The 21,342-nt window shown below is 66.8% G+C and carries 19 protein-coding genes, 2 tRNA genes and 1 pseudogene; 8 read left to right on the forward strand and 14 right to left on the reverse strand.

All coding sequences use genetic code 11. The annotated features are described in order from the left end of the window. Positions 1–4: 4 nt before the first annotated feature. Complete coding sequence (locus tag A5781_RS01055) at positions 5–1,024, reverse strand: NAD(P)H-dependent glycerol-3-phosphate dehydrogenase (protein ID WP_067199796.1); 1,020 nt, start codon at positions 1,022–1,024, stop codon at positions 5–7. A 112-nt stretch (positions 1,025–1,136) separates the two neighbouring features. On the opposite strand from A5781_RS01055, the gene cofC reads away from it, so the two are divergent. From cofC to A5781_RS01070, 3 genes are all read left to right on the forward strand, one after another. Beyond that, entirely contained in the window at positions 1,137–1,790 is a 654-nt protein-coding gene (cofC, locus tag A5781_RS01060) for a 2-phospho-L-lactate guanylyltransferase (RefSeq protein ID WP_067199800.1), read from the forward strand. 89 nt (positions 1,791–1,879) lie between these two features. Then, a complete protein-coding gene (locus A5781_RS01065; protein WP_067199803.1) occupies positions 1,880–4,069 on the forward strand; it encodes an RNA degradosome polyphosphate kinase in 2,190 nt (729 codons plus the stop codon). Positions 4,070–4,154: 85 nt separating this feature from the next. Next, entirely contained in the window at positions 4,155–5,096 is a 942-nt protein-coding gene (locus tag A5781_RS01070; RefSeq protein WP_067199805.1) for an NUDIX hydrolase, read from the forward strand. 69 nt (positions 5,097–5,165) lie between these two features. On the opposite strand, the gene A5781_RS01075 is transcribed toward A5781_RS01070, so the two are convergent. The 3 genes from A5781_RS01075 to leuC all read right to left on the reverse strand — a co-directional run bounded on the left by A5781_RS01075 (position 5,166) and on the right by leuC (position 8,050). After that, positions 5,166–5,801: an HU family DNA-binding protein gene (locus A5781_RS01075; protein WP_067199808.1), complete on the reverse strand. Its 636-nt coding sequence runs from the start codon at positions 5,799–5,801 to the stop codon at positions 5,166–5,168. A gap of 212 nt (positions 5,802–6,013) precedes the next feature. Beyond that, complete coding sequence (gene leuD, locus A5781_RS01080) at positions 6,014–6,610, reverse strand: 3-isopropylmalate dehydratase small subunit (protein ID WP_067199812.1); 597 nt, start codon at positions 6,608–6,610, stop codon at positions 6,014–6,016. A 24-nt stretch (positions 6,611–6,634) separates the two neighbouring features. Beyond that, positions 6,635–8,050, reverse strand: a complete 1,416-nt coding sequence (leuC, locus tag A5781_RS01085; protein ID WP_067199862.1) for a 3-isopropylmalate dehydratase large subunit — start codon at positions 8,048–8,050, stop codon at positions 6,635–6,637. An 85-nt stretch (positions 8,051–8,135) separates the two neighbouring features. Here leuC and A5781_RS01090 point away from each other — a divergent pair, with 85 nt between their 5' ends. Both A5781_RS01090 and A5781_RS01095 read left to right on the forward strand, forming a co-directional pair. After that, positions 8,136–8,837: an IclR family transcriptional regulator gene (locus A5781_RS01090; protein WP_067199814.1), complete on the forward strand. Its 702-nt coding sequence runs from the start codon at positions 8,136–8,138 to the stop codon at positions 8,835–8,837. Positions 8,838–8,906: 69 nt separating this feature from the next. Then, entirely contained in the window at positions 8,907–9,419 is a 513-nt protein-coding gene (locus A5781_RS01095) for a pyridoxamine 5'-phosphate oxidase family protein (protein ID WP_067199817.1), read from the forward strand. A gap of 7 nt (positions 9,420–9,426) precedes the next feature. Here the strand turns inward: A5781_RS01095 and A5781_RS01100 are convergent. The 4 genes from A5781_RS01100 to A5781_RS01115 form a co-directional block, all read right to left on the reverse strand. After that, positions 9,427–9,499: transfer RNA gene (locus A5781_RS01100), tRNA-Glu, on the reverse strand. Positions 9,500–9,571: 72 nt separating this feature from the next. Next, positions 9,572–9,643 (reverse strand) — tRNA-Gln (locus tag A5781_RS01105). Positions 9,644–9,790: 147 nt separating this feature from the next. Continuing rightward, on the reverse strand, positions 9,791–11,260 hold the full coding sequence (gene gltX, locus A5781_RS01110; RefSeq protein ID WP_082939165.1) for a glutamate--tRNA ligase: 1,470 nt from the start codon (positions 11,258–11,260) through the stop codon (positions 9,791–9,793). After that, complete coding sequence (locus tag A5781_RS01115; protein WP_067199824.1) at positions 11,257–12,054, reverse strand: fumarylacetoacetate hydrolase family protein; 798 nt, start codon at positions 12,052–12,054, stop codon at positions 11,257–11,259. The genes gltX and A5781_RS01115 overlap by 4 nt, the downstream gene beginning before the upstream one ends. A 109-nt stretch (positions 12,055–12,163) precedes the next feature. Between A5781_RS01115 and A5781_RS01120 the strand changes: the two genes are divergently transcribed. Then, positions 12,164–13,468 carry an MFS transporter gene (locus tag A5781_RS01120; protein ID WP_067199827.1) on the forward strand — a complete coding sequence of 435 codons (1,305 nt, stop codon included), beginning with the start codon at positions 12,164–12,166 and terminating at the stop codon, positions 13,466–13,468. On the opposite strand, the gene A5781_RS01125 is transcribed toward A5781_RS01120, so the two are convergent. Both A5781_RS01125 and serA read right to left on the reverse strand, forming a co-directional pair. Beyond that, a complete protein-coding gene (locus A5781_RS01125; RefSeq protein ID WP_067199830.1) occupies positions 13,368–14,378 on the reverse strand; it encodes a 3-isopropylmalate dehydrogenase in 1,011 nt (336 codons plus the stop codon). The two genes, A5781_RS01120 and A5781_RS01125, sit on opposite strands and share 101 nt — an antisense overlap. A 49-nt stretch (positions 14,379–14,427) precedes the next feature. Beyond that, positions 14,428–16,014, reverse strand: a complete 1,587-nt coding sequence (gene serA / locus A5781_RS01130) for a phosphoglycerate dehydrogenase (protein WP_067199833.1) — start codon at positions 16,012–16,014, stop codon at positions 14,428–14,430. Between the two features lie 109 nt (positions 16,015–16,123). Here serA and wrbA point away from each other — a divergent pair, with 109 nt between their 5' ends. Continuing rightward, the gene (wrbA, locus tag A5781_RS01135; protein WP_067199836.1) at positions 16,124–16,723 is read left to right on the forward strand and encodes an NAD(P)H:quinone oxidoreductase; all 600 of its coding nucleotides are present in this window, start codon (positions 16,124–16,126) and stop codon (positions 16,721–16,723) included. Positions 16,724–16,799: 76 nt separating this feature from the next. On the opposite strand, the gene ilvC is transcribed toward wrbA, so the two are convergent. From ilvC to A5781_RS01150, 3 genes are read right to left on the reverse strand one after another with little or no spacing between them, the layout of a single operon-like run. Beyond that, on the reverse strand, positions 16,800–17,801 hold the full coding sequence (gene ilvC / locus A5781_RS01140) for a ketol-acid reductoisomerase (RefSeq protein WP_082939166.1): 1,002 nt from the start codon (positions 17,799–17,801) through the stop codon (positions 16,800–16,802). A gap of 33 nt (positions 17,802–17,834) precedes the next feature. Beyond that, on the reverse strand, positions 17,835–18,335 hold the full coding sequence (gene ilvN / locus A5781_RS01145) for an acetolactate synthase small subunit (protein ID WP_067199843.1): 501 nt from the start codon (positions 18,333–18,335) through the stop codon (positions 17,835–17,837). Next, a complete protein-coding gene (locus tag A5781_RS01150; protein ID WP_067199846.1) occupies positions 18,335–20,203 on the reverse strand; it encodes an acetolactate synthase large subunit in 1,869 nt (622 codons plus the stop codon). Before A5781_RS01150 ends, ilvN begins: the two co-directional genes overlap by 1 nt. 310 nt (positions 20,204–20,513) lie before the next feature. Between A5781_RS01150 and A5781_RS01155 the strand changes: the two genes are divergently transcribed. Next, positions 20,514–20,873, forward strand: a complete 360-nt coding sequence (locus tag A5781_RS01155; protein ID WP_197503643.1) for a PH domain-containing protein — start codon at positions 20,514–20,516, stop codon at positions 20,871–20,873. A gap of 4 nt (positions 20,874–20,877) precedes the next feature. Here the strand turns inward: A5781_RS01155 and A5781_RS01160 are convergent. Further along, a pseudogene (locus tag A5781_RS01160) lies at positions 20,878–21,303 on the reverse strand (DoxX family protein); the annotation flags it as partial. Positions 21,304–21,342 lie beyond the last annotated feature (39 nt).

The raw sequence follows: 21,342 nt of genomic DNA on the forward strand, positions 1-21,342 counted from the left end.
GCAGTCACTCTGGCTTGGTCCTGCGGCCCAGCAGCAGGGCCATCGCCTCGTCCACCGACAACCCCTTGTGACAGACCCGATGCACGGCGTCGGTGAGCGGCATCTCGACGTCGTAACTGGACGCGAGCGCCAGCACCGACTCGCTCGACGTCACGCCCTCGACGACGTGCCCTTCCCTGGCCTGCATCGCCGATTCCATCGTCCCGCCGCGACCCAGGCGTTCACCGAAGGACCGGTTGCGCGACTGCGGCGACGTGCACGTCGCCACGAGGTCGCCCACCCCGGCCAGGCCGGCCAGCGTGGCGCCCTTGGCGCCGAGCGCGATACCCAGCCGGATGATCTCCGCCAGGCCCCGGGTGATGATCGCCGCCGCGGTGTTTTCGCCAAGCCCGACGCCGGCCGCCATGCCGCACGCGAGCGCGATGACGTTCTTGCACGCCCCGCCGACCTCGGTGCCGACAACATCGCTGTTGGTGTACGGGCGGAAATACCCGGTGTTCAGCATGCGCTGCAGGGCGACCGCGCGCCCGGAGTCGCTGCACGCGACGACGGTGGCGGCGGGCTGACATTCGGCGATCTCGCTGGCCAGGTTGGGCCCCGAGACGACCGCGACCTGAGAGGGATCGACACCCGTCACCGAAACGATGACCTGACTCATCCGCATCAGCGTGCCCAGCTCGATGCCCTTGGCCAGGCTGACCAGGGTGGCGCCGTCGGGTATCAACGGCGCCCACCCTTCGAGGTTGGCGCGCATCGTCTGCGCGGGAACCGCCAGCAGCACCGTCGAGGCAAAGCCCAGCGCCTCCGCGGCGTCGGTGGTCGCGCGGACGTTCGCCGGCAGTATCGCGCCGGGCAGATAGTCGGGGTTGGAGCGGGTGGCGTTGATCCGGTCGGCCACGTCGGATCGACGGGCCCACAGCATGACCTCCGCGTCGGGCTCGCCGGCCTCGACGAGCACCTTGGCCAGCGCGGTGCCCCACGCCCCGGCACCCATGACCGCGACGGCGCCCTTCGAACCGGTCATCCACCACCCCCGTCTGTCGTCTCAGCGTGTTGCAGCCGCTACACCCTAGATCAGCGGCCGTTACGCGAGCTAGCGCGTCCGCCTTCAGCGGCCGCTGGCAGGATGAGATCTCATGAGCGGCACACGAGCCGACGAAACGGGTAGAGACGTCGCCCTGATCGTCGCCGTCAAACGGTTGGCCGCGGCCAAGACGAGGCTGGCCCCGGTGTTCTCGGCACGCACCCGGGAGAACGTGGTGCTGGCCATGTTGATCGACACCCTGACCGCCGCGGGCCGCGTCGGTTCACTGGGCTCGATCACCGTCATTACGCCCGACGAGGCCGCGGCCGCCGCGGCGACCGAGCTGGGCGCCGAGGTGCTCGCCGACCCGACACCCGAGGGGCACGGCGACCCGCTCAACAACGCCATCGCCACCGCCGAACGGGCGGTGGGCGGCTTTTTCCCGAATGTCGTTGTGCTGCAGGGGGATTTACCGGCGCTTCAGACGCAGGAGCTGGCCGAGGCGATCGCCGCCGCGCGTCATCACCGGCGCAGCTTCGTCGCCGACCGGCTGGCGACGGGAACCGCCGCCCTCTTCGCCTTCCGCGCCCCGCTGGATCCGCAGTTCGGTGCCGATTCCTCGGCGAGACACCGACGTTCGGGCGCGATCGAGCTGACCGGTGCGTGGCCCGGCCTGCGCTGTGACGTCGACACTCCCGACGACCTCGCTACCGCGCGCCGGCTCGGGGTGGGCGCGGCGACCGCCCGCGCCCTCGCCCACCAGTGACTCAACCGGTCGCGCGGCGCACCTGTCCGCGCGGTGAACGTCGGCCCAACGGCGAATGGATGTCCGTCGAGCGCTAGCAGCATCGGCGAGTGATGAGCAATGATCGCAGGGTGACCGAAATCGAAGCTGAGGCGCGCCCCGAAGAGAACTTGTGGCACCAAGGCGACTCGGCCGTGGCAGCGCCGCCCGCCGCGACGCCGGCCGCGCTCACCGACCTGCCGGAGGACCGCTATCTCAACCGGGAGCTGAGCTGGCTGGACTTCAACGCCCGCGTGCTGGCGCTGGCCGCGGACAACTCGTTGCCATTGTTGGAGCGGGCCAAGTTCCTGGCGATCTTCGCCTCCAACCTCGACGAGTTCTACATGGTCCGGGTCGCCGGCCTCAAGCGTCGCGACGAGATGGGGCTGTCGGTGCGCTCCGCCGACGGCCTGACGCCGCGCGAGCAACTCGCGCTGATCGGCGAACAGACGCAGCGGATCGCCACCCGGCACGCGCGGGTGTTCCTCGATTCGGTGCGACCGGCGCTCGCCGAGGAAGGCATACATATAGTCACGTGGGCGGATTTGGAGCAGGGTGAGCGCGACGAACTGTCCACCTATTTCCACGAACAAGTCTTTCCCGTTCTCACGCCGCTCGCCGTCGATCCCGCTCACCCCTTCCCGTTCGTCAGCGGGCTGAGCCTGAACCTGGCGGTCATGGTGCGCCAGCCCGAGGACGGCGGCCAGCACTTCGCGCGAGTCAAGGTGCCCAACAACGTCAATCGCTTCGTGGAGCTGGGCGCACGCGATACGGATGACAGCGAAGGCCCCACCATAATTCGCTACCTGCCTATGGAAGAGCTGATCGCGGCCTTCCTGCCGGTGCTGTTCCCCGGCATGGAGATCGTCCAGCATCACGCTTTCCGCATCACCCGCAACGCGGACTACGAGGTCGAAGAGGACCGTGACGAAGACCTGCTGCAAGCGCTGGAACGGGAATTGGCGCGCAGGCGGTTCGGGTCGCCGGTGCGACTAGAGGTCGCCAACGACATGACCGAGAGCATGCTGGAACTGCTGCTGCGCGAACTCGACGTGAACCCGGGTGACGTCATCGAGGTGCCCGGCCTGCTCGATCTGTCGTCGTTGTGGCAGGTCTACAGCCTCGACCGGCCGGCACTCAAGGACCCGGCGTTCGTTCCGGCCACCAGTCCCGCATTCGTCGACCGCGAGACGCCCAGGAGCATCTTCGCCACGCTGCGCGAAGGCGATGTGCTGCTGCATCATCCGTATGAGTCGTTCTCCACCAGCGTGCAGCGATTCATCGAGCAGGCCGCCGCGGACCCGAATGTGCTGGCGATCAAGCAGACGCTGTACCGCACATCCGGTGACTCGCCGATCGTTCGGGCGCTCATCAACGCCGCCGAGGCCGGCAAGCAAGTGGTGGCGCTTGTGGAGATCAAGGCGCGCTTCGACGAGCAGGCCAACATCCGCTGGGCGCGCGAGCTGGAGCAGGCGGGCGTGCACGTCGTCTACGGATACGTCGGGCTCAAGACGCATTGCAAGACATGCCTGGTGGTCCGCCGCGAGGGTTCGACGATCCGGCGCTACTGCCACATCGGAACCGGCAACTACAACGGAAAGACGGCGCGACTGTACGAGGACGTCGGTCTGCTGACCGCGTCTCCCGAGATCGGGGCCGACCTGACGGACCTGTTCAATTCGCTGACCGGCTACTCCCGCAAGGTCTCCTACCGCAACCTTCTGGTCGCCCCGCACAGCATTCGCACCGGCATCATCGATCGCGTCGAGCGTGAGATCGCCGCCCACCGCGAGCACGGCGGCGGCCGGATCCGGCTCAAGATGAATGCGCTCGTCGACGAGCAGGTCATCGACGCGCTGTACCGTGCGTCGATGGCGGACGTGCGGGTGGAGGTGGTGGTGCGCGGCATCTGCGCGCTGCGCCCCGGCGCCGAAGGATTCTCGGAGAACATCGCGGTCCGTTCGATTCTCGGTCGCTTCCTGGAGCATTCCCGCATCATGCATTTCAATCGCATCAACGAGTTTTGGATCGGCAGCGCAGACATGATGCACCGCAACCTCGACCGGCGCGTCGAGGCGCTGGTTCAGGTGAAGGATCCCAGGCTGACCTCATACCTGGACGACCTGTTCGAGTCCGCGCTGGACCCGTCCACCCGGTGCTGGGAACTGGGGCCCGACGGACAGTGGATCGCGTCACCGCAGGACGGCCACACCGTGCGCGACCACCAAGTGTCGTTGATGGAGCGACACCGCAGTCCGTAGCCCCTGCGTGGTGATTTACGGTTGTTCTCCGGCCGCACCGCAAACGTGTGCGCGGCCCCGACCGAATTGACCTGCAGGAGTTGAGTTGCCGACCAAGAGCTCGTCCACCGCTCGGCGTCCGGGAAGCCGGATCGTGTACGCCGCCGGCGCGGTCTTGTGGCGGCCGACCGATTCCTCCAACCCCGGCCTCGAGCTCGCGGTGATCCACCGCCCCCGCTACGACGACTGGTCGCTGCCGAAGGGGAAGGTGGACCCGGGCGAGACGGCGCCCGTCGCCGCGGTGCGGGAGGTGTGCGAGGAGACGGGACAGCATGCGGTCCTGGGCCGGCGGCTCGACATGGTGAGTTACCCGATCGAGGCGGGCGTCAAGAAGGTCTACTACTGGGCGGCGCGCAGCACCGGCGGGGACTTCATCCCCGGCAACGAGGTCGACGAATTGGTCTGGATGCCGATACCCGAGGCACTCAAGAAGCTCAGTTATTCACATGACCGAAAGATGTTGCGCCACTTCATGAAACACCCTGCAGACACGCATTCGGTGGTGGTGGTGCGGCATGGCACGGCGGGACGGAAATCACGGTTCAAGGGCGACGACACCCAGCGACCGCTGGACAAACGGGGACGCGCGCAGGCCGAGGCACTGGTTCCGCAGCTGCTGGCGTTCGGCGCCACCGACGTGTACGCGGCCGACCGCCTGCGCTGCCACCAGACGGTGGAACCGCTGGCCGAGGAATTGGGCGTGACGGTGCACAACGAGCCGACCCTCACCGAGGAGTCCTACGGCAAAAGCCCCAAACGGGGCCGGCAACGAATGCTCGAGATCGCCCAGCAGGAAGGCACACCGGTCATTTGCACTCAGGGCAAGGTGATCCCGGACTTGATCGCGTGGTGGTGCGAACGGGACGGGATACGTCCCGACAAGTCGCGCAACCACAAGGGCAGCACCTGGGTGCTCTCACTCTCAGGTGGCCGGCTGGTGGCGGCCGACCACATCGGCGGCGCGCTGGCCGCCAACGTGCGAGCCTGACACGCGAATACCCTTCGGGCGCACCGCTGCGACCCGAAGGGTATTCGCGTTGAGAACTCGGCTGTTGCCTTAACGGCGACCGCGACGCGCGGTGGCCTTCTTGGCGGGAGCCTTCTTCGCCGCGGTCTTCTTGGCCGGAGCCTTGGTCGCGGCCTTCTTGGCCGGAGCCTTCTTCGCCACGACCTTCTTCGCCGCCGTCTTCTTGGCCGGAGCCTTCTTCGCCACGACCTTCTTGGCCGGGGCCTTGGTGGCGGCCTTCTTGGCCGGAGCCTTCTTGGCGGCGGGAGCCCTCTTGGCCGGAGCCTTCTTGGCGGGGGCCTTCTTCGCCGCGGCCTTCTTGGCGGGAGCCTTCTTGGCGGCGGTCTTCTTGGCCGCGCCGCTTGCCACTACACCACGCTTCACTGCAGGTCCTTCCGACGGGAGACGCTGTGCGCCAGAGACAACCGCTTTGAATTGAGCACCGGGACGGAACGCCGGGACGGAGGTCGGCTTTACCTTCACCGTCTCGCCGGTACGCGGGTTGCGGGCCACCCGGGCCGCGCGGCGCCGTTGCTCGAAAACACCGAACCCGGTAATGGTGACGCTGTCGCCCTTGTGCACGGCACGCACAATGGTGTCGACGACGTTCTCGACGGCGGCGGTTGCCTGCCGACGGTCGGTGTTCAATTTTTGAGTGAGCACATCTATGAGCTCTGCCTTATTCATCCAATCCCTCCGACGCTAGTGGTCCTCGATTTGAACCGACTAGTGCACACGGTAAACCCTCACCCAGCAAATTTCCAAGAGCCACGCGCAATTTCAGGGTCGGACAATCCGAGGTTTCGCAATCCGGTTGCCGCCCTTGACCGGTGGCGGGCCTTGGAAATCGGCCCGGTTTAGTTAGGTGAGCGAGAAGAAATTCCGGCGTTCCCGACCGTTCAGGAGGCGGGCAGAGTGCGCGGTTTCCACTGCGGATAGGTGGCCTCGTAAGATTCGATTTTGTCGAGTTTCCGCAGCGTAAGGGCTATATCGTCGAGGCCTTCGAGCAATCGCCAGGCCGTGTGGTCGTCAATCTTGAACGGCAACACCGTCGTTCCCGCGGTGATATTTCGATCTTGAAGATTGGCAGTGATTTCCAGTCCCGGACTCTGCTCGATGAGCTTCCAAAGGAGTTCCACGCCGTCCTGAGAAACTTCGGCCGCCAAGAGGCCCGCCTTGCCGGCGTTGCCCCGGAAGATGTCACCGAATCGAGACGAGATGACCACCCGGAACCCGTAGTCCATGAGCGCCCACACCGCGTGCTCGCGCGACGAGCCCGTCCCGAAATCGGGGCCGGCGACCAGGACTGTCCCACGGTCAAAGGGGCTGAGGTTGAGGACGAATGAGGGATCCGAGCGCCAGCTGGCGAACAACCCGTCCTCGAAACCGGTTCGGGTGACCCGCTTCAAATACACCGCCGGAATGATCTGATCGGTGTCGACATTGGACCGCCGCAACGGCACACCGATACCGGTGTGGGAGTGAAATGCTTCCATGCGAATCTCTTCTTCTCGGTTGGGTCAGTTCAAATCGGCCGGGGCAGACAATGTGCCGCGAACCGCTGTCGCGGCGGCCACGGCCGGTGACACCAGATGCGTGCGGCCGCCTTTCCCCTGGCGCCCTTCGAAGTTGCGGTTGGACGTCGCCGCGCACCGCTCCCCCGGCGCCAGCTGGTCCGGGTTCATTCCCAGGCACATCGAGCAGCCCGCCTGTCGCCACTCGGCGCCCGCTGCGGTGAAAACCTCGCCCAGCCCTTCGGCTTCGGCCTGCGCGCGTACTCGCATGGACCCGGGCACCACGAGCATCCGCACCCCGGGGGCCAGCTTGCGGCCGCGCAGCACGTCGGCGACCACCCGCAGGTCTTCGATACGACCGTTGGTACAAGAGCCCACGAAGACCGTGTCGACCGCGATATCGCGCATCGGAGTGCCCGGCCGAAGGTCCATGTAGGCCAAGGCTTTCTCGGCGGCCTGCCGCTCGGCGTCACCGGTCATCAGCTCCGGGTCGGGCACGGCCGCGGCCAGCGGCACGCCCTGCCCAGGATTGGTTCCCCACGTCACGAACGGGCTCAACGATGTTGCGTCGAGGTGCACCTCGGTGTCGAAGACGGCACCGGGGTCGGTGTGTAGCTCCTGCCAAGAGCGCATCGCCGCGTCCCATTGCGCCCCCTGCGGCGCGTGCGGCTTGTCGCGCAGGAATTCAAAGGTGGTGGCGTCCGGGGCCACCATGCCCGCTCGGGCACCGGCCTCGATGCTCATGTTGCAGATCGTCATCCGGCCTTCCATCGACAGCGATTCGATGGCACTGCCGCGGTATTCGATGACGTGCCCCTGCCCGCCGCCGGTACCGATCTTGGCGATCAAGGCGAGAATGATGTCCTTGGCCGATACACCGGCGGGCAATTCGCCGTCGACATTGACCGCCATCGTTTTGAACGGCCGCAGCGGCAAAGTCTGGGTGGCGAGCACGTGCTCGACCTCCGAGGTGCCAATGCCCATTGCCAGTGCGCCGAATGCGCCGTGCGTCGACGTGTGACTATCACCACAGACAACCGTCATTCCCGGTTGGGTCAGACCCAATTGCGGCCCGACGACATGCACGATGCCCTGCTCGATATTGCCCATCGGATAAAGACGAATGCCGAATTCGGCGCAGTTGCGGCGCAACGTCTCGACCTGGGTGCGCGACACCGGGTCGGCGATCGGCTTGTCGATGTCAACGGTGGGCACGTTGTGATCCTCCGTGGCCAGCGTCAGATCGGGCCGTCGCACCGGCCGGCCGGCCAGCCGCAGCCCGTCGAAGGCCTGCGGGCTGGTGACCTCGTGCACCAGATGCAGATCGATGTAGATCAGGTCGGGTGCGTCGCCGCTCCCTTTATCCACAACGTGGTCGGCCCAGACCTTTTCGGCCAGAGTGCGCGGCTTGCCGGATCCCATCTGAAAATTCGCCTCTTCCCTCATCTGCGGCTCGCCGATCGATCATGGGCTGTGATCTCAGAATGCGAGACGCTAGTATCTCCTTGTGAGACAGCATAGCGGCATCGGCGTCCTCGACAAAGCCGTGGATGTCCTGCACACCATCGCCCAATCCCCGTGCGGATTGGCCGAACTGTGCGAACGAACCGGATTGCCCAGGGCCACCGCGTATCGGCTGGCCGCAGCGCTGGAGATCCATCGCCTGCTCGCCCGCGACGACGAAGGGCGCTGGGGACTCGGTCCGGCCGTCACCGAGCTCGCCGCCCATGTCAACGATCCGCTGCTGGCCGCCAGTGCGGGGGTGCTTCCCCTGTTGCGCGAGACCACCGGGGAAAGCGTGCAGCTGTACCGCCGCGAGGGCACCGAACGGGTCTGTGTGGCCGCCCTGGAACCCGCTGCGGGCCTTCGCGATACGGTCCCGGTGGGGGCGCGATTGCCGATGACGGCGGGCTCGGGCGCCAAGGTGCTGCTGGCCCACAGCGACGCGACGACGCAAAAAGCGGTGCTACCGGCAGCGAAATTCACCGAGCGCACCCTGGCCGAAGTGCGGCGGCGCGGCTGGGCACAAAGCGTGGCCGAGCGCGAGCCCGGGGTGGCGAGCGTGTCGGTTCCCGTGCGCGACAGCCGCGGAGCCGTCATCGCCGCCATCTCGGTGTCGGGACCCGTCGACCGCATCGGCCGGCGCCCCGGCGCGCGCTGGGCCGCCGATCTGCTGTCCGCGGCCGAAGCGCTCACCCGCCGGCTCTGAACGTCGCGGGGGCGCTTTGTCTGCCACCAGCGCACACTCGGCCGCATACGGCCTGACAGACTGACCGCCATGGGAACCAATCAGCGCGCGAGCATCGTCATGTCCGAGGACGAAATCGCCGACTTCGTCGTCAAGAGCCGCACCGGGACGCTGGCTACCATCGGCCCCGACGGCCAGCCGCACCTGACCGCAATGTGGTACGCCGTCGTGGACGGCGAAATCTGGCTGGAGACCAAGGCCAAGTCGCAGAAGGCGGTCAACCTCAAACGCGATCCCCGGGTGAGCTTCCTGATCGAGGACGGCGACACCTATGACACCTTGCGTGGAGTGTCCTTCGAAGGCGTCGCCGAGATCGTCGACGACCCCGGCGTCTCACACCGGGTCGGGGTCAGCGTGTTCGAGCGTTACACCGGGCCCTACACCGAAGAGATGAAACCGTTCGTCGAGCAGATGATGAACAAGCGCGTCTGCGTGCGCATCGTCGCCCAACGCGCCCGCTCGTGGGATCACCGCAAACTTGGCCTGCCGGCCATGCCGGTGGGTGGATCCACGGCACCGGCAGTGCTGGGCACTGGCCAATAATTTTTTGTAGCCCCGATGGGATTCGAACCCACGCTACCGCCGTGAGAGGGCGGCGTCCTAGGCCGCTAGACGACGGGGCCGGACACGATCCGGAGAGTCAGCATAGCTCACACTCAAAGGCCCACCTAATCGCTTGAGGTGGCGAGATTTTGCTGGGGTACCAGGACTCGAACCTAGAATGGCTGAACCAGAATCAGCTGTGTTGCCAATTACACCATACCCCATTGGCTGCCTAAAACCGCTGGTCAGCGGTCATTCAGGGCCGTATCGAGCTGCTCGGAAGACCGCTGCTGCCAACCGTTGTCGGCCTTTGTGAGCCGCAGTGCAGACTACCAAAGACTCCCGGCACAATCCGCATGCGAGGTCCTCGCCTATCCGGCTACCGTTCCGCGTGCGGCGCCCAGCCGCTGCAAGCTGCGGTCACGGCCGAGCAGCTCCAGCGATTCGAACAATGGCGGGCTGACCGTCGTTCCCGTGGCGGCCACCCTGATCGGACCGAACGCCTTGCGTGGTTTGAGGCCCAGGCTTTCGATGAGCGCGCCCTTGAGGGCGGCCTCGATCTGCGCCGTGGTCCAGTCCGTCACGCCGCCCAGCGCCGCCAGCGCGGCGTCCAGCACCGCGGCCGCGTCCGGACCGAGCTCCTTGGCGGCGGCCTTGGGGTCGATGGCGTATTCGTCGTCGTTGAGGAACCTGAGCAGTTCCCACGCGTCGGCGAGCACGACGATGCGTGTCTGGACCAGGTCGGCGGCGGTGTCAAAGGCCGCGGCGTCTAATCCGAGGCGGTGGCCGTGAACGTCGAAGTAGTCGCGCAGCCGGCCCGCGAAATCCGCCGGCTCAAGCATGCGGATGTGCTCACCGTTGAGCGCGTCGGCCTTCTTCTGATCGAAGCGGGCCGGATTGGAATTGACGTCGACGACGTCGAACGCGGCGACCATTTCGTCGAGACTGAACAGGTCATGGTCGTCGGCGATCGCCCAGCCGAGCAACGCGAGATAGTTCAGCAGCCCCTCGGGGATGAAGCCCCGGTCGCGGTGAGCGAACAGATTCGACTGCGGGTCGCGCTTGGAGAGTTTCTTGGTCCCCTCCCCCAATACCGTTGGCAGGTGCGCGAACTCCGGGATGCGATCGGCGACGCCGATCCGGATCAGCGACTTGTACAGCGCGAGCTGGCGCGGCGTCGAGGGCAGTATGTCCTCGCCCCGCAGCACGTGGGTGATCTTCATCAGCGCGTCGTCGCACGGGTTGACCAAGGTGTACAACGGATCTCCGTTGGCGCGGGTCAACGCGAAGTCCGGCACGGTGCCCGCGGCGAAATTGGTGGGTCCGCGCACGAGATCGTGCCAGCCGAGGTCTTCGTCGGGCATGCGCAGCCGCACCACCGGCTTGCGGCCCTCCGCCAGGAACGCGGCGCGCTGGGCATCCGTCAGCTGCCGGTCGAAATTGTCGTACCCCAGTTTGGGGTTGCGGCCCGCCGCGATGTGGCGCGCCTCAACCTCTTCCGGTGTCGAGAAGGCGTAGTAGGCCTCGCCCGCTTCCAGCAGCTTGGCCACCACGTCGCGGTAGATCTCTTTGCGCTGCGACTGCCGGTATGGGCCGTATGGCCCGCCGACCTCGGGCCCCTCATCCCAGTCGAGGCCCAGCCAGCGCAGCGCGTCGAGCAGCGCCAGATAGCTTTCCTCGCTGTCACGTTCGGCGTCGGTGTCCTCGATGCGGAAGACGAAGGTGCCACCGGTGTGCCGCGCGTAGGCCCAGTTGAACAGCGCGGTGCGGACCATTCCGACGTGCGGGGTACCGGTGGGCGACGGGCAGAACCTGACGCGGACTTTCGTTTCGGTAGTCACGACTTTCCCTTACGGACCACGGGATTGGTGAGGGTACCGATGCCCTCGACGGTGATGGAGACGGTGTCGCCGTCCTCGATCGGACCGACCCCGGCCGGCGTTCCGGTGAGGATGAGGTCGCCGGGCAGCAGGGTCATCACGGCCGAGATCCACTCGATGATGGCGCCGACGTCGTGGATCATCAGCGAGGTACGGCTGTGTTGCTTCACCTCGCCGTTGACGTCGGTTCGGATTTCGAGATCGGCCGGATCGACGTCGGTGACGATCCACGGACCCACCGGACAGAAGCTGTCGTGCCCCTTGGCCCGGGTCCACTGGCCGTCGGCTTTCTGTTGGTCGCGGGCCGACACGTCGTTCCCGATGGTGTAGCCCAGGATGCTGTCGGCGGCCTCGGCTGCCGAGACGTCCTTGCAGGGCCGCCCGATGACCGCGGCCAGCTCGCCCTCGAAATGCACGGGTGATGCGTTGGCGGGCAACCGGATCGGCACGTTCGGGCCGACGATGGCCGTATTGGGCTTGAGGAAGATGATGGGATCCGGCGCAGCGGGCCCGGTGAGCTCGGTCATCTCGGCGATGTGATCGGCGTAGTTCTTGCCGATGCAGACCACCTTGCTGGCCAGTATCGGAGCCAACAGCCGCACATCGGCCAGCGGCCATGACCGGCCGGTGAAGTTCGGCGTGCCAAAGGGATGCTCGGCGATCTCGCGGGCGATCATGGCGGCGGGATCGGCGAGTTCGCCCTCGATGCTGACGAAGGCGACACCGTCCGGGCTGGCGATTCGACCAAGGCGCATTTCGTTGAGCCTAGTGATGGCCGGTAGCGCCCGGCATAGCCGGTCACCGCAATGACGGCGGGCACACGAGTATTACCAGCGGTTCTCCCTGCGTGTGCAAGCATTAAGGATGCAAACGGGGACGGCCACGACACGGGAGCTGGGCGCGCGCGGGCGCTGGTCCATCATGGTCGTATCGCTGGTGGCCACGGCGAGTTCCTTCCTCTTCATCAATGGCGTCGCGTTCTTGATTCCCTCGCTACAGACGGCGCGCGGAATCCCGCTCGACGAAGCCGGTCTGCTGTCCTCCATGCCGAGCTGGGGCATGGTGGTGACACTGGTGCTGTGGGGCTACGTGCTCGACCGCGTGGGCGAGCGGATGGTGATGGCCGCGGGTTCGGCACTCACCGCGGTGGCGGCCTACGCCGCGGCGTCGGCGCATTCGATGGTGTTGATCGCCGTCTATCTGTTCCTCGGCGGCATGGCGGCGGCCAGTTGCAATACCGCCGGCGGGCGGCTGGTGTCGGCGTGGTTCCCGCCGCACCAACGCGGCCTGGCCATGGGCTTCCGCCAAACCGCGCAACCCCTCGGAATCGCCTTGGGAGCGCTGGTAATTCCCGAGCTGGCCGAACACGGGCCGGCTGCGGGGCTCAGATTCACGGCCTTGGCGTGCGCGTTCGGGGCGGTAGCGAGTGCGGTCGGCATCATCGATCCGCCGCGCAAGCCCCGGGAGAAGGCCACCAATTCCGAACTGGCCAGCCCGTACCGAGGGTCCTTGGTGCTGTGGCGAATTCACACGGTGGCGGGCCTGATGATGGTCCCGCAGACGGTGACCGTCACGTTCATGCTGGTATGGCTGATCAAGAATCTGCACTGGTCGGTCGCGGCCGCCGGCAGTCTGGTGACCCTTTCGCAGCTGCTGGGTGCAATCGGCCGCGTCATGGTGGGCCGCTGGTCCGACCGCATCGGCTCGCGCATGCGACCTGTCCGCATCATCGCGGGCGCCGCCGCCGTCACCCTCTTCCTTCTGGCCTGGGCCGACTTCCTGAATTCGAGTTGGCAGGCGCCGCTGATGGTCGCCATTTCGGTGATCGCCGTGCTGGACAACGGTTTGGAGGCGACGGCCATCACCGAATTCGCCGGGCCGTTCTGGAGCGGACGCGCCCTCGGCATTCAGAACACCACCCAGCGGGTGCTGGCGGCGGCCGCGCCGCCGCTGTTCGGTGCGTTGATCACCGCCGCGAAATACCCGAACGCGTGGATATTGTGCGGACTGTTTCCGGTGGCCGCGGTGCCGTTGGTGCCGACGCGGTTGCTCCCGCCCGGCTTGGAAACTACAGCCCGGCGGCAATCCGTCCGCCGACTTCGGTGGTGGCGAGCCGTTCGCTCCCACGCGTTGCCAGGTAGGCCTCGACAGCCCGATCCACCCGTCTAGCCGCATCGTCCTCGCCGAGATGGGCGAGCAGCAACGCCACCGACATGATCGCCGCGGTCGGGTCGGCGATGCCCTGACCGGCGATGTCCGGCGCGCTGCCGTGCACCGGCTCGAACATCGACGGGTTGGTCCGGGTGGCGTCGATATTTCCGCTGGCGGCCAAGCCAATTCCACCGCACACCGCCGCCGCCAAGTCGGTGATGATGTCACCGAACAGGTTGTCGGTGACGATCACGTCGAAGCGACCGGGGTCGGTGACCATGAAGATGGTGGCGGCGTCGACGTGTTGGTAGGCGACCTCGACGTCGGGGTAGTCCTCCCCGACCTCGGCCACGATCCGCGACCACAGCTTCCCGGCGAAGGTCAACACGTTGGTCTTGTGCACCAGCGTCAAGTGCTTGCGACGGCGCTGGGCACGTTCGAAGGCGTCGGCCACCACGCGTCGCACGCCGAAGGCGGTGTTCAGGCTCACCTCGGTGGCCACCTCGTGCGGCGTTCCGGTGCGAATCGCGCCGCCGGTGCCGGTGTAGGGACCCTCGGTCCCCTCGCGCACCACCACGAAATCGATGTGAGGATTTCCGGCGAGCGGGCTGCTCACGCCGGGATACAGCCGACCCGGCCGCAGGTTGACGTGATGATCCAGCTCAAAACGCAGGCGCAGCAACAGACCCCGCTCCAGCACACCGCTGGGCACCGACGGGTCGCCGATCGCCCCGAGTAGAATGGCGTCGTGCTGGCGCAGCTCGGCGAGCACCGATTCCGGCAGCAACTCACCGCTGGCGTGAAAACGCCGGGCGCCCAGGTCGTAATCGGTCTTCTCGACCCCGGGCAACACCGCGTCAAGGACTTTGAGCGCCTCGGCTGTCACTTCCGGTCCGATACCGTCGCCGCCGATAACAGCCAACTTCATGAGCGCCGCTCCTCCTCATCGCTTCGCTCTGCATCGTCGCCGGCGCACTTCACGACAGATCAACCACCTCAAGCTTGTTGGCGCCCACCGCCGTGCCGATCGCCGACCGCACCTCGCTCGGCACGTCGCGGTCGAGCCGCAGCAGGATCGTCGCACCCGGCCCCTCGGCATCCTCGGAAAGCTGCGCGGCTTGGATGTTCACGCCCGCCGAGCCGAGCAGAGTGCCGATCTTGCCCAGCGCCCCGGGCTGGTCGATGTAGTTGATCACCAGGTTGGTGCCCCGCGCCCGCAGGTCGAAGTTGCGGCCGTTGATCTGCACGATCTTCTCCACCAGCTGCGGCCCGGACAGGGTTCCGGCGACGTTGACGGCGGTGCCGTCGGGGGCTACTGCGCGCACGTCGACGACGCTGCGGTGGTTCGGGCTCTCCGAGGCCTTGGCGAGTTCGGCGGTGATGCCGCGCTCTTCGGCCAGCGCCGGTGCGTTGACGAACGTGACCGGCCCCTCGACCACCGCCGAGAACAGACCGCGCAGAGCCGAAAGCTTCAGCACCTCAACGTCTTCGGAGGCCAGCTCGCCGCGCACCTGCACCGACACCGACACCGGCGGCCCGTCGGACAGCGAGGCGGCCAGCACCCCGAGCTTGCGCACCAGGTCCAGCCAGGGCGCCACCTCTTCGTTGACCACGCCGCCGCCGACGTTGACGGCATCGGGGACGAATTCACCGGCCAGCGCGAGCTTCACGCTTTCGGCGACGTCGGTGCCCGCCCGGTCCTGCGCCTCGGAGGTGGACGCGCCCAGGTGCGGCGTGACCACCACCTGCGGCAGCTCGAACAGCGGGCTATCGGTGCACGGCTCCTTGGCGAAGACGTCGATACCGGCCCCGCGAACGTGTCCGCTGCTCACCGCTTCGGCCAGCGCGGCCTCGTCCACCAGGCCGCCGCGGGCGGCGTTGACGATGATGACGCCCGGCTTGGTCTTCGCCAGCGCTTCCTTACCGATCAGGCCCGCCGTCTCGGGCGTCTTCGGCAGGTGCACCGAGATGAAGTCGGCGCGGCCGAGGAGGTCGTCGAGGGGCAGCAGTTCGATGCCCAGCTGAGCGGCCCGGGCCGGCGAGACGTATGGGTCGTACGCGATGAGGTGGGTGCCGAAGGCCGTCAACCGTTGGGCGACCAACTGCCCGATCCGGCCCAGCCCCACCACCCCGACCGTCTTGCCGAAAATCTCGGTGCCGTTGAACGACGACCGCTTCCAGGCGTGCTCGCGCAGCGAGGCGTCGGCCGCCGGGATCTGCCGGGCAGCGGCCAAGAGCAGCGCCAACGCGTGCTCGGCGGCGCTGTGGATATTGGAGGTGGGGGCGTTGACCACCAGCACGCCGCGCTCGGTCGCGGCGGCCACGTCGACGTTGTCCAGTCCGACCCCGGCGCGTGCGACGATCTTCAGCTTGGGCGCGGCGGCCAGCACCTCGGCGTCGACGGTGGTGGCCGAGCGCACCAGCAGCGCGTCGGCCTCGCCCACCGCGGCCAGCAGCTTTTCCCGGTCCGGCCCGTCTACCCAGCGCACCTCTACCTGGTCTCCCAGGGCGGCGACAGTCGATTGGGCGAGTTTGTCGGCGATCAATACAACAGGCAGATTCACCCGGCCAGCCTAACGGCTGCCTTCGACGGCCATCGACGGGCTCACCACTGCCGTCACCTGCGCCGACACACGCTTGGGGAGCGCGTCATCGCGATCCTAGGATGCGCTCGTGACCAAACTCGCGATCATCTACTACTCGGCCACCGGTCATGGCACCGCGATGGCGCAGCGCGTGGCCGCCGCGGCCGAGTCGGCGGGCGCCGAAGTCCGCCTGCGCCACGTCGCCGAAACCCGCGACCCCGAGTCGTTTGCCCAGAACCCGGCCTGGACGGCGAATTACCAAGCGACGAAGGATCTTCCGGCCGCGACCGGTGAGGACATCGTCTGGGCCGATGCGGTGATCTTCGGTTCGCCGACCCGCTTCGGCTCTCCCGCTGCGCAATTGCGCAATTTCCTGGACTCGCTGGGCGGGCTGTGGGCCGAGGGCAAACTCGCGGACAAGGTGTACGCGGCGTTCACGTCTTCCAACACCGTGCACGGCGGTCAGGAGACCACGCTGCTGTCGCTCTACATCACGCTGATGCATTTCGGTGGCATCATCGTCCCGCCGGGATACACCGACCCGCTGAAGTTCGTCGACGGCAATCCGTATGGGGTGAGCCTGGTCTCGACGCACGACAACATCAACGAATGCGACGAGGCCACCGAGAACGCCCTGGATCACCTGGCCCGGCGCGTGGTGGCAGTCGCCGGGCGCCTGGGTTCTTGAGTCGCGACACTGAATCTACGCACACGACACGCCGCGGTGGGTGTGCGTAGATTCAGTCTCGACGATCAGCGAGCGGCTACGCCGTCTCGGTGATGGGCCGGTCGACCCAGCTCATCAGGTCGCGCAGCTTCTTGCCGGTGACCTCGATGGGGTGCTCGGCGTTCTCCTTGCGCAGCTGCTCGAGTTGCTTGTTGCCGCCCTCGACGTTGGCGACCAGCTTCTTGGTGAAGGTGCCGTCCTGGATGTCGCGCAAAATCTCTCGCATCCGCTCCTTGGTGCCGGCGTCGATGACCCGCGGCCCCGACAGGTACCCGCCGAACTCGGCGGTGTCGGACACCGAGTAATTCATCCGGGCGATGCCGCCCTCGTACATCAGGTCGACGATCAGCTTCAGCTCGTGCAGCACCTCGAAGTAGGCCATCTCCGGCGGATAGCCGGCCTCCACCATGACGTCGAAACCGGTCTTCACCAATTCCTCTGTGCCACCGCACAACACGGCCTGCTCACCGAACAGGTCGGTTTCGGTTTCGTCCTTGAAGGTGGTCTTGATGACGCCGGCCCGAGTGCCGCCGATGGCCTTGGCGTAGGACAGCGCGAGCGCCTCGCCGTTGCCGGTCGGGTCCTGGTCGAGCGCGATCAGGCACGGCACGCCCTTGCCGTCGACGAACTGACGGCGCACCAGGTGGCCGGGCCCCTTCGGGGCGACCATCGCGACGGTGACGTCGGCGGGCGGCTTGATCAGACCGAAGTGGATGTTGAGGCCGTGCCCGAAGAACAGCGCGTCACCGGGCTTGAGGTTGGGCTCGATGTCGTTCTTGAAGATGTCCGCCTGCGCGGTGTCGGGCGCCAACAGCATGATGACGTCGGCCCACTTGGCCACCTCGGCGGGGGTGTCGACGTCCAGGCCCTGCTCCTCGACCTTGGCCCGCGACTTCGAACCCTCCTTCAGCCCGACGCGCACCTGCACACCGGAGTCGCGCAGGCTCAGCGAGTGCGCGTGCCCTTGGCTGCCGTACCCGATCACACCGACCTTGCGGCCCTGGATGATCGACAGGTCTGCGTCGTCGTCGTAGAACATTTCTAGTGCCACTGTTGAATATCTCCTTGTGTGTTACTTGGCCGTGGCGATGCCGCGCGGACCGCGGGACAACGACACCACTCCCGATTGGACTATCTCGCGTATACCGAACGGTTCCAGCACCCGCAGCAGCGCCTCGATCTTGCCGCGATCACCGGTCGCCTCGATGGTCAGCGCCTCGGTCGATACGTCAATCACCTTGGCGCGGAACAGGTTCACCGCTTCGATCACCTGACTGCGGGTGCCCGCGTCGGCGCGCACCTTGATCAGCGCCAGCTCGCGCGACACCGCGCCACCCTCGTCGAGCTCGACGATCTTGATGACATTGATCAGCTTGTTGAGCTGCTTGGTGATCTGCTCGAGCGGGGTCTCCTCGGCGCTGACCACAATCGTCATGCGCGACATGTCCTTTTGCTCGGTGGCGCCGACGGCCAGCGACTCGATGTTGAAACCGCGCCGGGAGAACAGCGCCGCCACGCGCGCGAGCACACCGGGCTTGTCCTCCACCAACACCGACAGCGTGTGCGTGTGCATCAGGCGTGCCCTTCGCTCTCGTCGTCGAACAGCGGGCGAATGCCGCGGGCGGCCTGTATCTCGTCGTTGCTGGTGCCGGCGGCCACCATCGGCCACACCTGCGCGTCCGCGCCGACGATGAAGTCGATCACCACCGGACGGTCGGTGATCGCCCGGGCCGCCTTGATCACGTCTTCGACGTCTTCCTCACGCTCGCAACGCAATCCGACACAACCCAACGCCTCCGCCAGCTTGACGAAGTCCGGGATGCGATGCGAATGCGTGGCCAGGTCCGTCTGCGAATACCGCTCCTGGTAGAACAGCGTCTGCCACTGGCGCACCATGCCCAGGTTGCCGTTGTTGATCAGTGCCACCTTGATGGGCACGCCTTCGATCGCGCAGGTGGCCAACTCCTGGTTGGTCATCTGGAAGCAGCCGTCGCCGTCGATGGCCCAGACCTCGGCCTCCGGGCGAGCCATCTTGGCCCCCATGGCCGCCGGGATGGCGAACCCCATGGTGCCCAGTCCGCCGGAGTTGATCCAGGTGCGCGGGTTCTCGTACGAGATGAACTGCGCCGCCCACATCTGGTGCTGGCCCACCCCGGCGACGTACACCGCGTCCGGGCCGGCGATTTGACCCAGCTTCTCGATGACGTATTCCGGACCGAGACTGCCGTCGCTCTGCGGGTCGTAGCTCAGCGGGTAGGTGGACTGAACGCTGTCCAGGTAGGCCCACCAGTCGGTCATGTCGACGTTGCCCGGAATGTCGTAGTGCCGCAGCATCGCGATCAGGTCGGTGATGACCGCTTTGACGTCGCCGACGATCGGAACGTCGGCATGGCGGTTCTTGCCGATCTCGGCCGGGTCGATGTCGGCGTGAATGACCTTGGCCTCCGGCGCGAAGGTGTCGAGCTTGCCGGTCACCCGGTCGTCGAAGCGGGTGCCCAGGGCGATCAGCAGGTCGCTGCGCTGCAGGGCCGCCACCGCGGCGACGCTGCCGTGCATGCCGGGCATGCCCATGTGCTGGCGATGGCTGTCGGGGAACGCGCCTCGTGCCATCAGCGTGGTGACCACCGGGATGCCGGTGAGCTCGGCCAGCTCGCGCAGCTGCTCGGTCGCCTCGCCGCGGATGACGCCACCGCCGACGTAGAGCACGGGCTTGCGGGCGTCCGCGATCAGCTTGGCGGCCTCGCGAATCTGCCGGTTGTGTGGCTTGGTGTTCGGCTTGTAGCCGGGCAGGTCCATGCGCGGCGGCCAGCTGAAGGTGCATTGCCCCTGCAGCACGTCTTTGGGGATGTCGACGAGCACCGCGCCGGGACGGCCCGAGGCGGCGATGTGGAAGGCCTCGGCCATCACCTGGGGGATCTCGTCGCCCGAGCGGACCAGGAAGTTGTGCTTGGTGATCGGCATCGTGATGCCCGAGATGTCGGCTTCCTGGAAGGCGTCGGTGCCGATCAGGGTGCGACCGACCTGGCCGGTAATCGCGACCACGGGCACCGAGTCCATTTGGGCGTCGGCCAGCGGCGTGACGAGATTGGTGGCGCCGGGGCCCGACGTGGCCATCATGACGCCGACCTTGCCGGTGGCGTGCGCATAGCCGCTGGCGGCGTGGCCGGCGCCCTGCTCGTGGCGAACCAGCACGTGCCGAAGCTTTTTCGAGTCGAACAGCGGGTCGTAAACCGGCAATACGGCGCCACCGGGAATCCCGAAGATGACCTCGACGCCGAGCTCCTCCAGCGACCGGATCACCGACTGGGCGCCGGTAAGTTTCTCGGGCCCAACACGTTTCGGCTTTTTGGTGGGGGCGGCCGCAGGGGTCTCCGCCGCGTCGGAGGCGACGTCGGCGGCACGCTCTGGCTGTGTGGCGTGCTGCCTGGTGGGTGCGCTCACTGTCTTTCGTCCTTATTCAGTCTGGGAGTTTCGCTGGGAGCAACAAAAAACCCCCGACAGCTCATCTGCTGCACGAGGGTTGCGCGTTGGTCTGGATAGCTTCAAATGCCGAAGAGGCTAGTCAGGCACCAACGCGCCGACTAATTACTACGAGCATCCCGGGCTGTCCGGCGGTATCCATAACGTCCGACGGTAGCCTTCGCACAGCTCAGCCGTCAAATCCGCTACTGTCGGCCCGCGCGGAGATCCGGTGCCCCTTGCCGGGTGAAATGATGGTCGAGTGGCTACCGGTTCGTCTTCCCACACGCCCGTGGTGATCAAGGTCTCCCCCATCGCGCACCTGGCCGTCGGATTCTTGACCCTGGGGTTGCTGATACCGGTGATGCTGTGGCCGCTGTCCGTGCCGCTGCTGGTGATCCCCGTGCTGCTGTCGGCAATGATCGTCCGGCTGCGTACCGTCGCCGACGACCGAGGCGTGACGGTCCGCACGCTGCTGGGCAGCCAGACGGTGCAGTGGGGTGACATCGACGGGCTGCGGTTCCATCGGGGCTCCTGGGCACGCGCGCACCTCAAGAGCGGCGCGGATTTGCGGTTGCCCGCGGTAACGTTCGCGACCCTGCCTCAGCTGACCGAGGCCAGCTCCGGGCGCGTGCCCAACCCCTATCAGTAAGGGGTCAGGCGATCGGGTTGACCCCGTTGAGCAGCACCCACACCGCGATGCCCGCCGCGATGCCCACCAGCAGCGCGACGAACGACCCGATGAACGGGCGATGGGCCCAGCCCCGCCGCGCGTCGAGCCCGTAACGGCCGGGTCCGCACAGGATGACCGCGACGGCCAGGACGATCAGGGTGATCTGGTATTCGTGCCCGTCCGGCAGGAAGTACGTGAAGGTGTGCGGATGCGGGCGCGCCGTGATGGTGGCCAGCAAGCCGTTGATCAGGAAGGCCAGCGCACCGGCCGCGGCCAGCGGGGTGAACAGCCCCAGCACCAGCAGCACACCGGCGACGAGCTCACCGCCCGCGCTGACGTAGGCGAGGATGTCGGCGTGCTGGTAGCCGACGTCGGACAGCGAGTTCTTGAACCCGCCCACCCCGGAGCCTGTCTCTTATACACATCTGACGCTGCCGACGATCGCATA

Origin of the sequence: Mycobacterium sp. 852002-30065_SCH5024008, from assembly GCF_001665645.1 — a bacterium.
In the GTDB taxonomy this organism is placed as follows: Bacteria; Actinomycetota; Actinomycetes; order Mycobacteriales; family Mycobacteriaceae; genus Mycobacterium; species Mycobacterium paraffinicum.

What these genes read in the sequence shown, in the direction of transcription:
- A5781_RS01055 (WP_067199796.1), bottom strand. Translation starts at nt 1,024, where the DNA reads ATGACCGGTTCGAAGGGCGCCGTCGCGGTCATGGGTGCCGGGGCGTGG.
- cofC (WP_067199800.1), top strand. Translation starts at nt 1,137, where the DNA reads ATGAGCGGCACACGAGCCGACGAAACGGGTAGAGACGTCGCCCTGATC.
- A5781_RS01075 (WP_067199808.1), bottom strand. Translation starts at nt 5,801, where the DNA reads ATGAATAAGGCAGAGCTCATAGATGTGCTCACTCAAAAATTGAACACC.
- leuD (WP_067199812.1), bottom strand. Translation starts at nt 6,610, where the DNA reads ATGGAAGCATTTCACTCCCACACCGGTATCGGTGTGCCGTTGCGGCGG.
- leuC (WP_067199862.1), bottom strand. Translation starts at nt 8,050, where the DNA reads ATGGGATCCGGCAAGCCGCGCACTCTGGCCGAAAAGGTCTGGGCCGAC.
- A5781_RS01095 (WP_067199817.1), top strand. Translation starts at nt 8,907, where the DNA reads ATGGGAACCAATCAGCGCGCGAGCATCGTCATGTCCGAGGACGAAATC.
- A5781_RS01115 (WP_067199824.1), bottom strand. Translation starts at nt 12,054, where the DNA reads ATGCGCCTTGGTCGAATCGCCAGCCCGGACGGTGTCGCCTTCGTCAGC.
- A5781_RS01120 (WP_067199827.1), top strand. Translation starts at nt 12,164, where the DNA reads ATGCAAACGGGGACGGCCACGACACGGGAGCTGGGCGCGCGCGGGCGC.
- A5781_RS01125 (WP_067199830.1), bottom strand. Translation starts at nt 14,378, where the DNA reads ATGAAGTTGGCTGTTATCGGCGGCGACGGTATCGGACCGGAAGTGACA.
- ilvC (WP_082939166.1), bottom strand. Translation starts at nt 17,801, where the DNA reads ATGTTCTACGACGACGACGCAGACCTGTCGATCATCCAGGGCCGCAAG.
- ilvN (WP_067199843.1), bottom strand. Translation starts at nt 18,335, where the DNA reads ATGCACACGCACACGCTGTCGGTGTTGGTGGAGGACAAGCCCGGTGTG.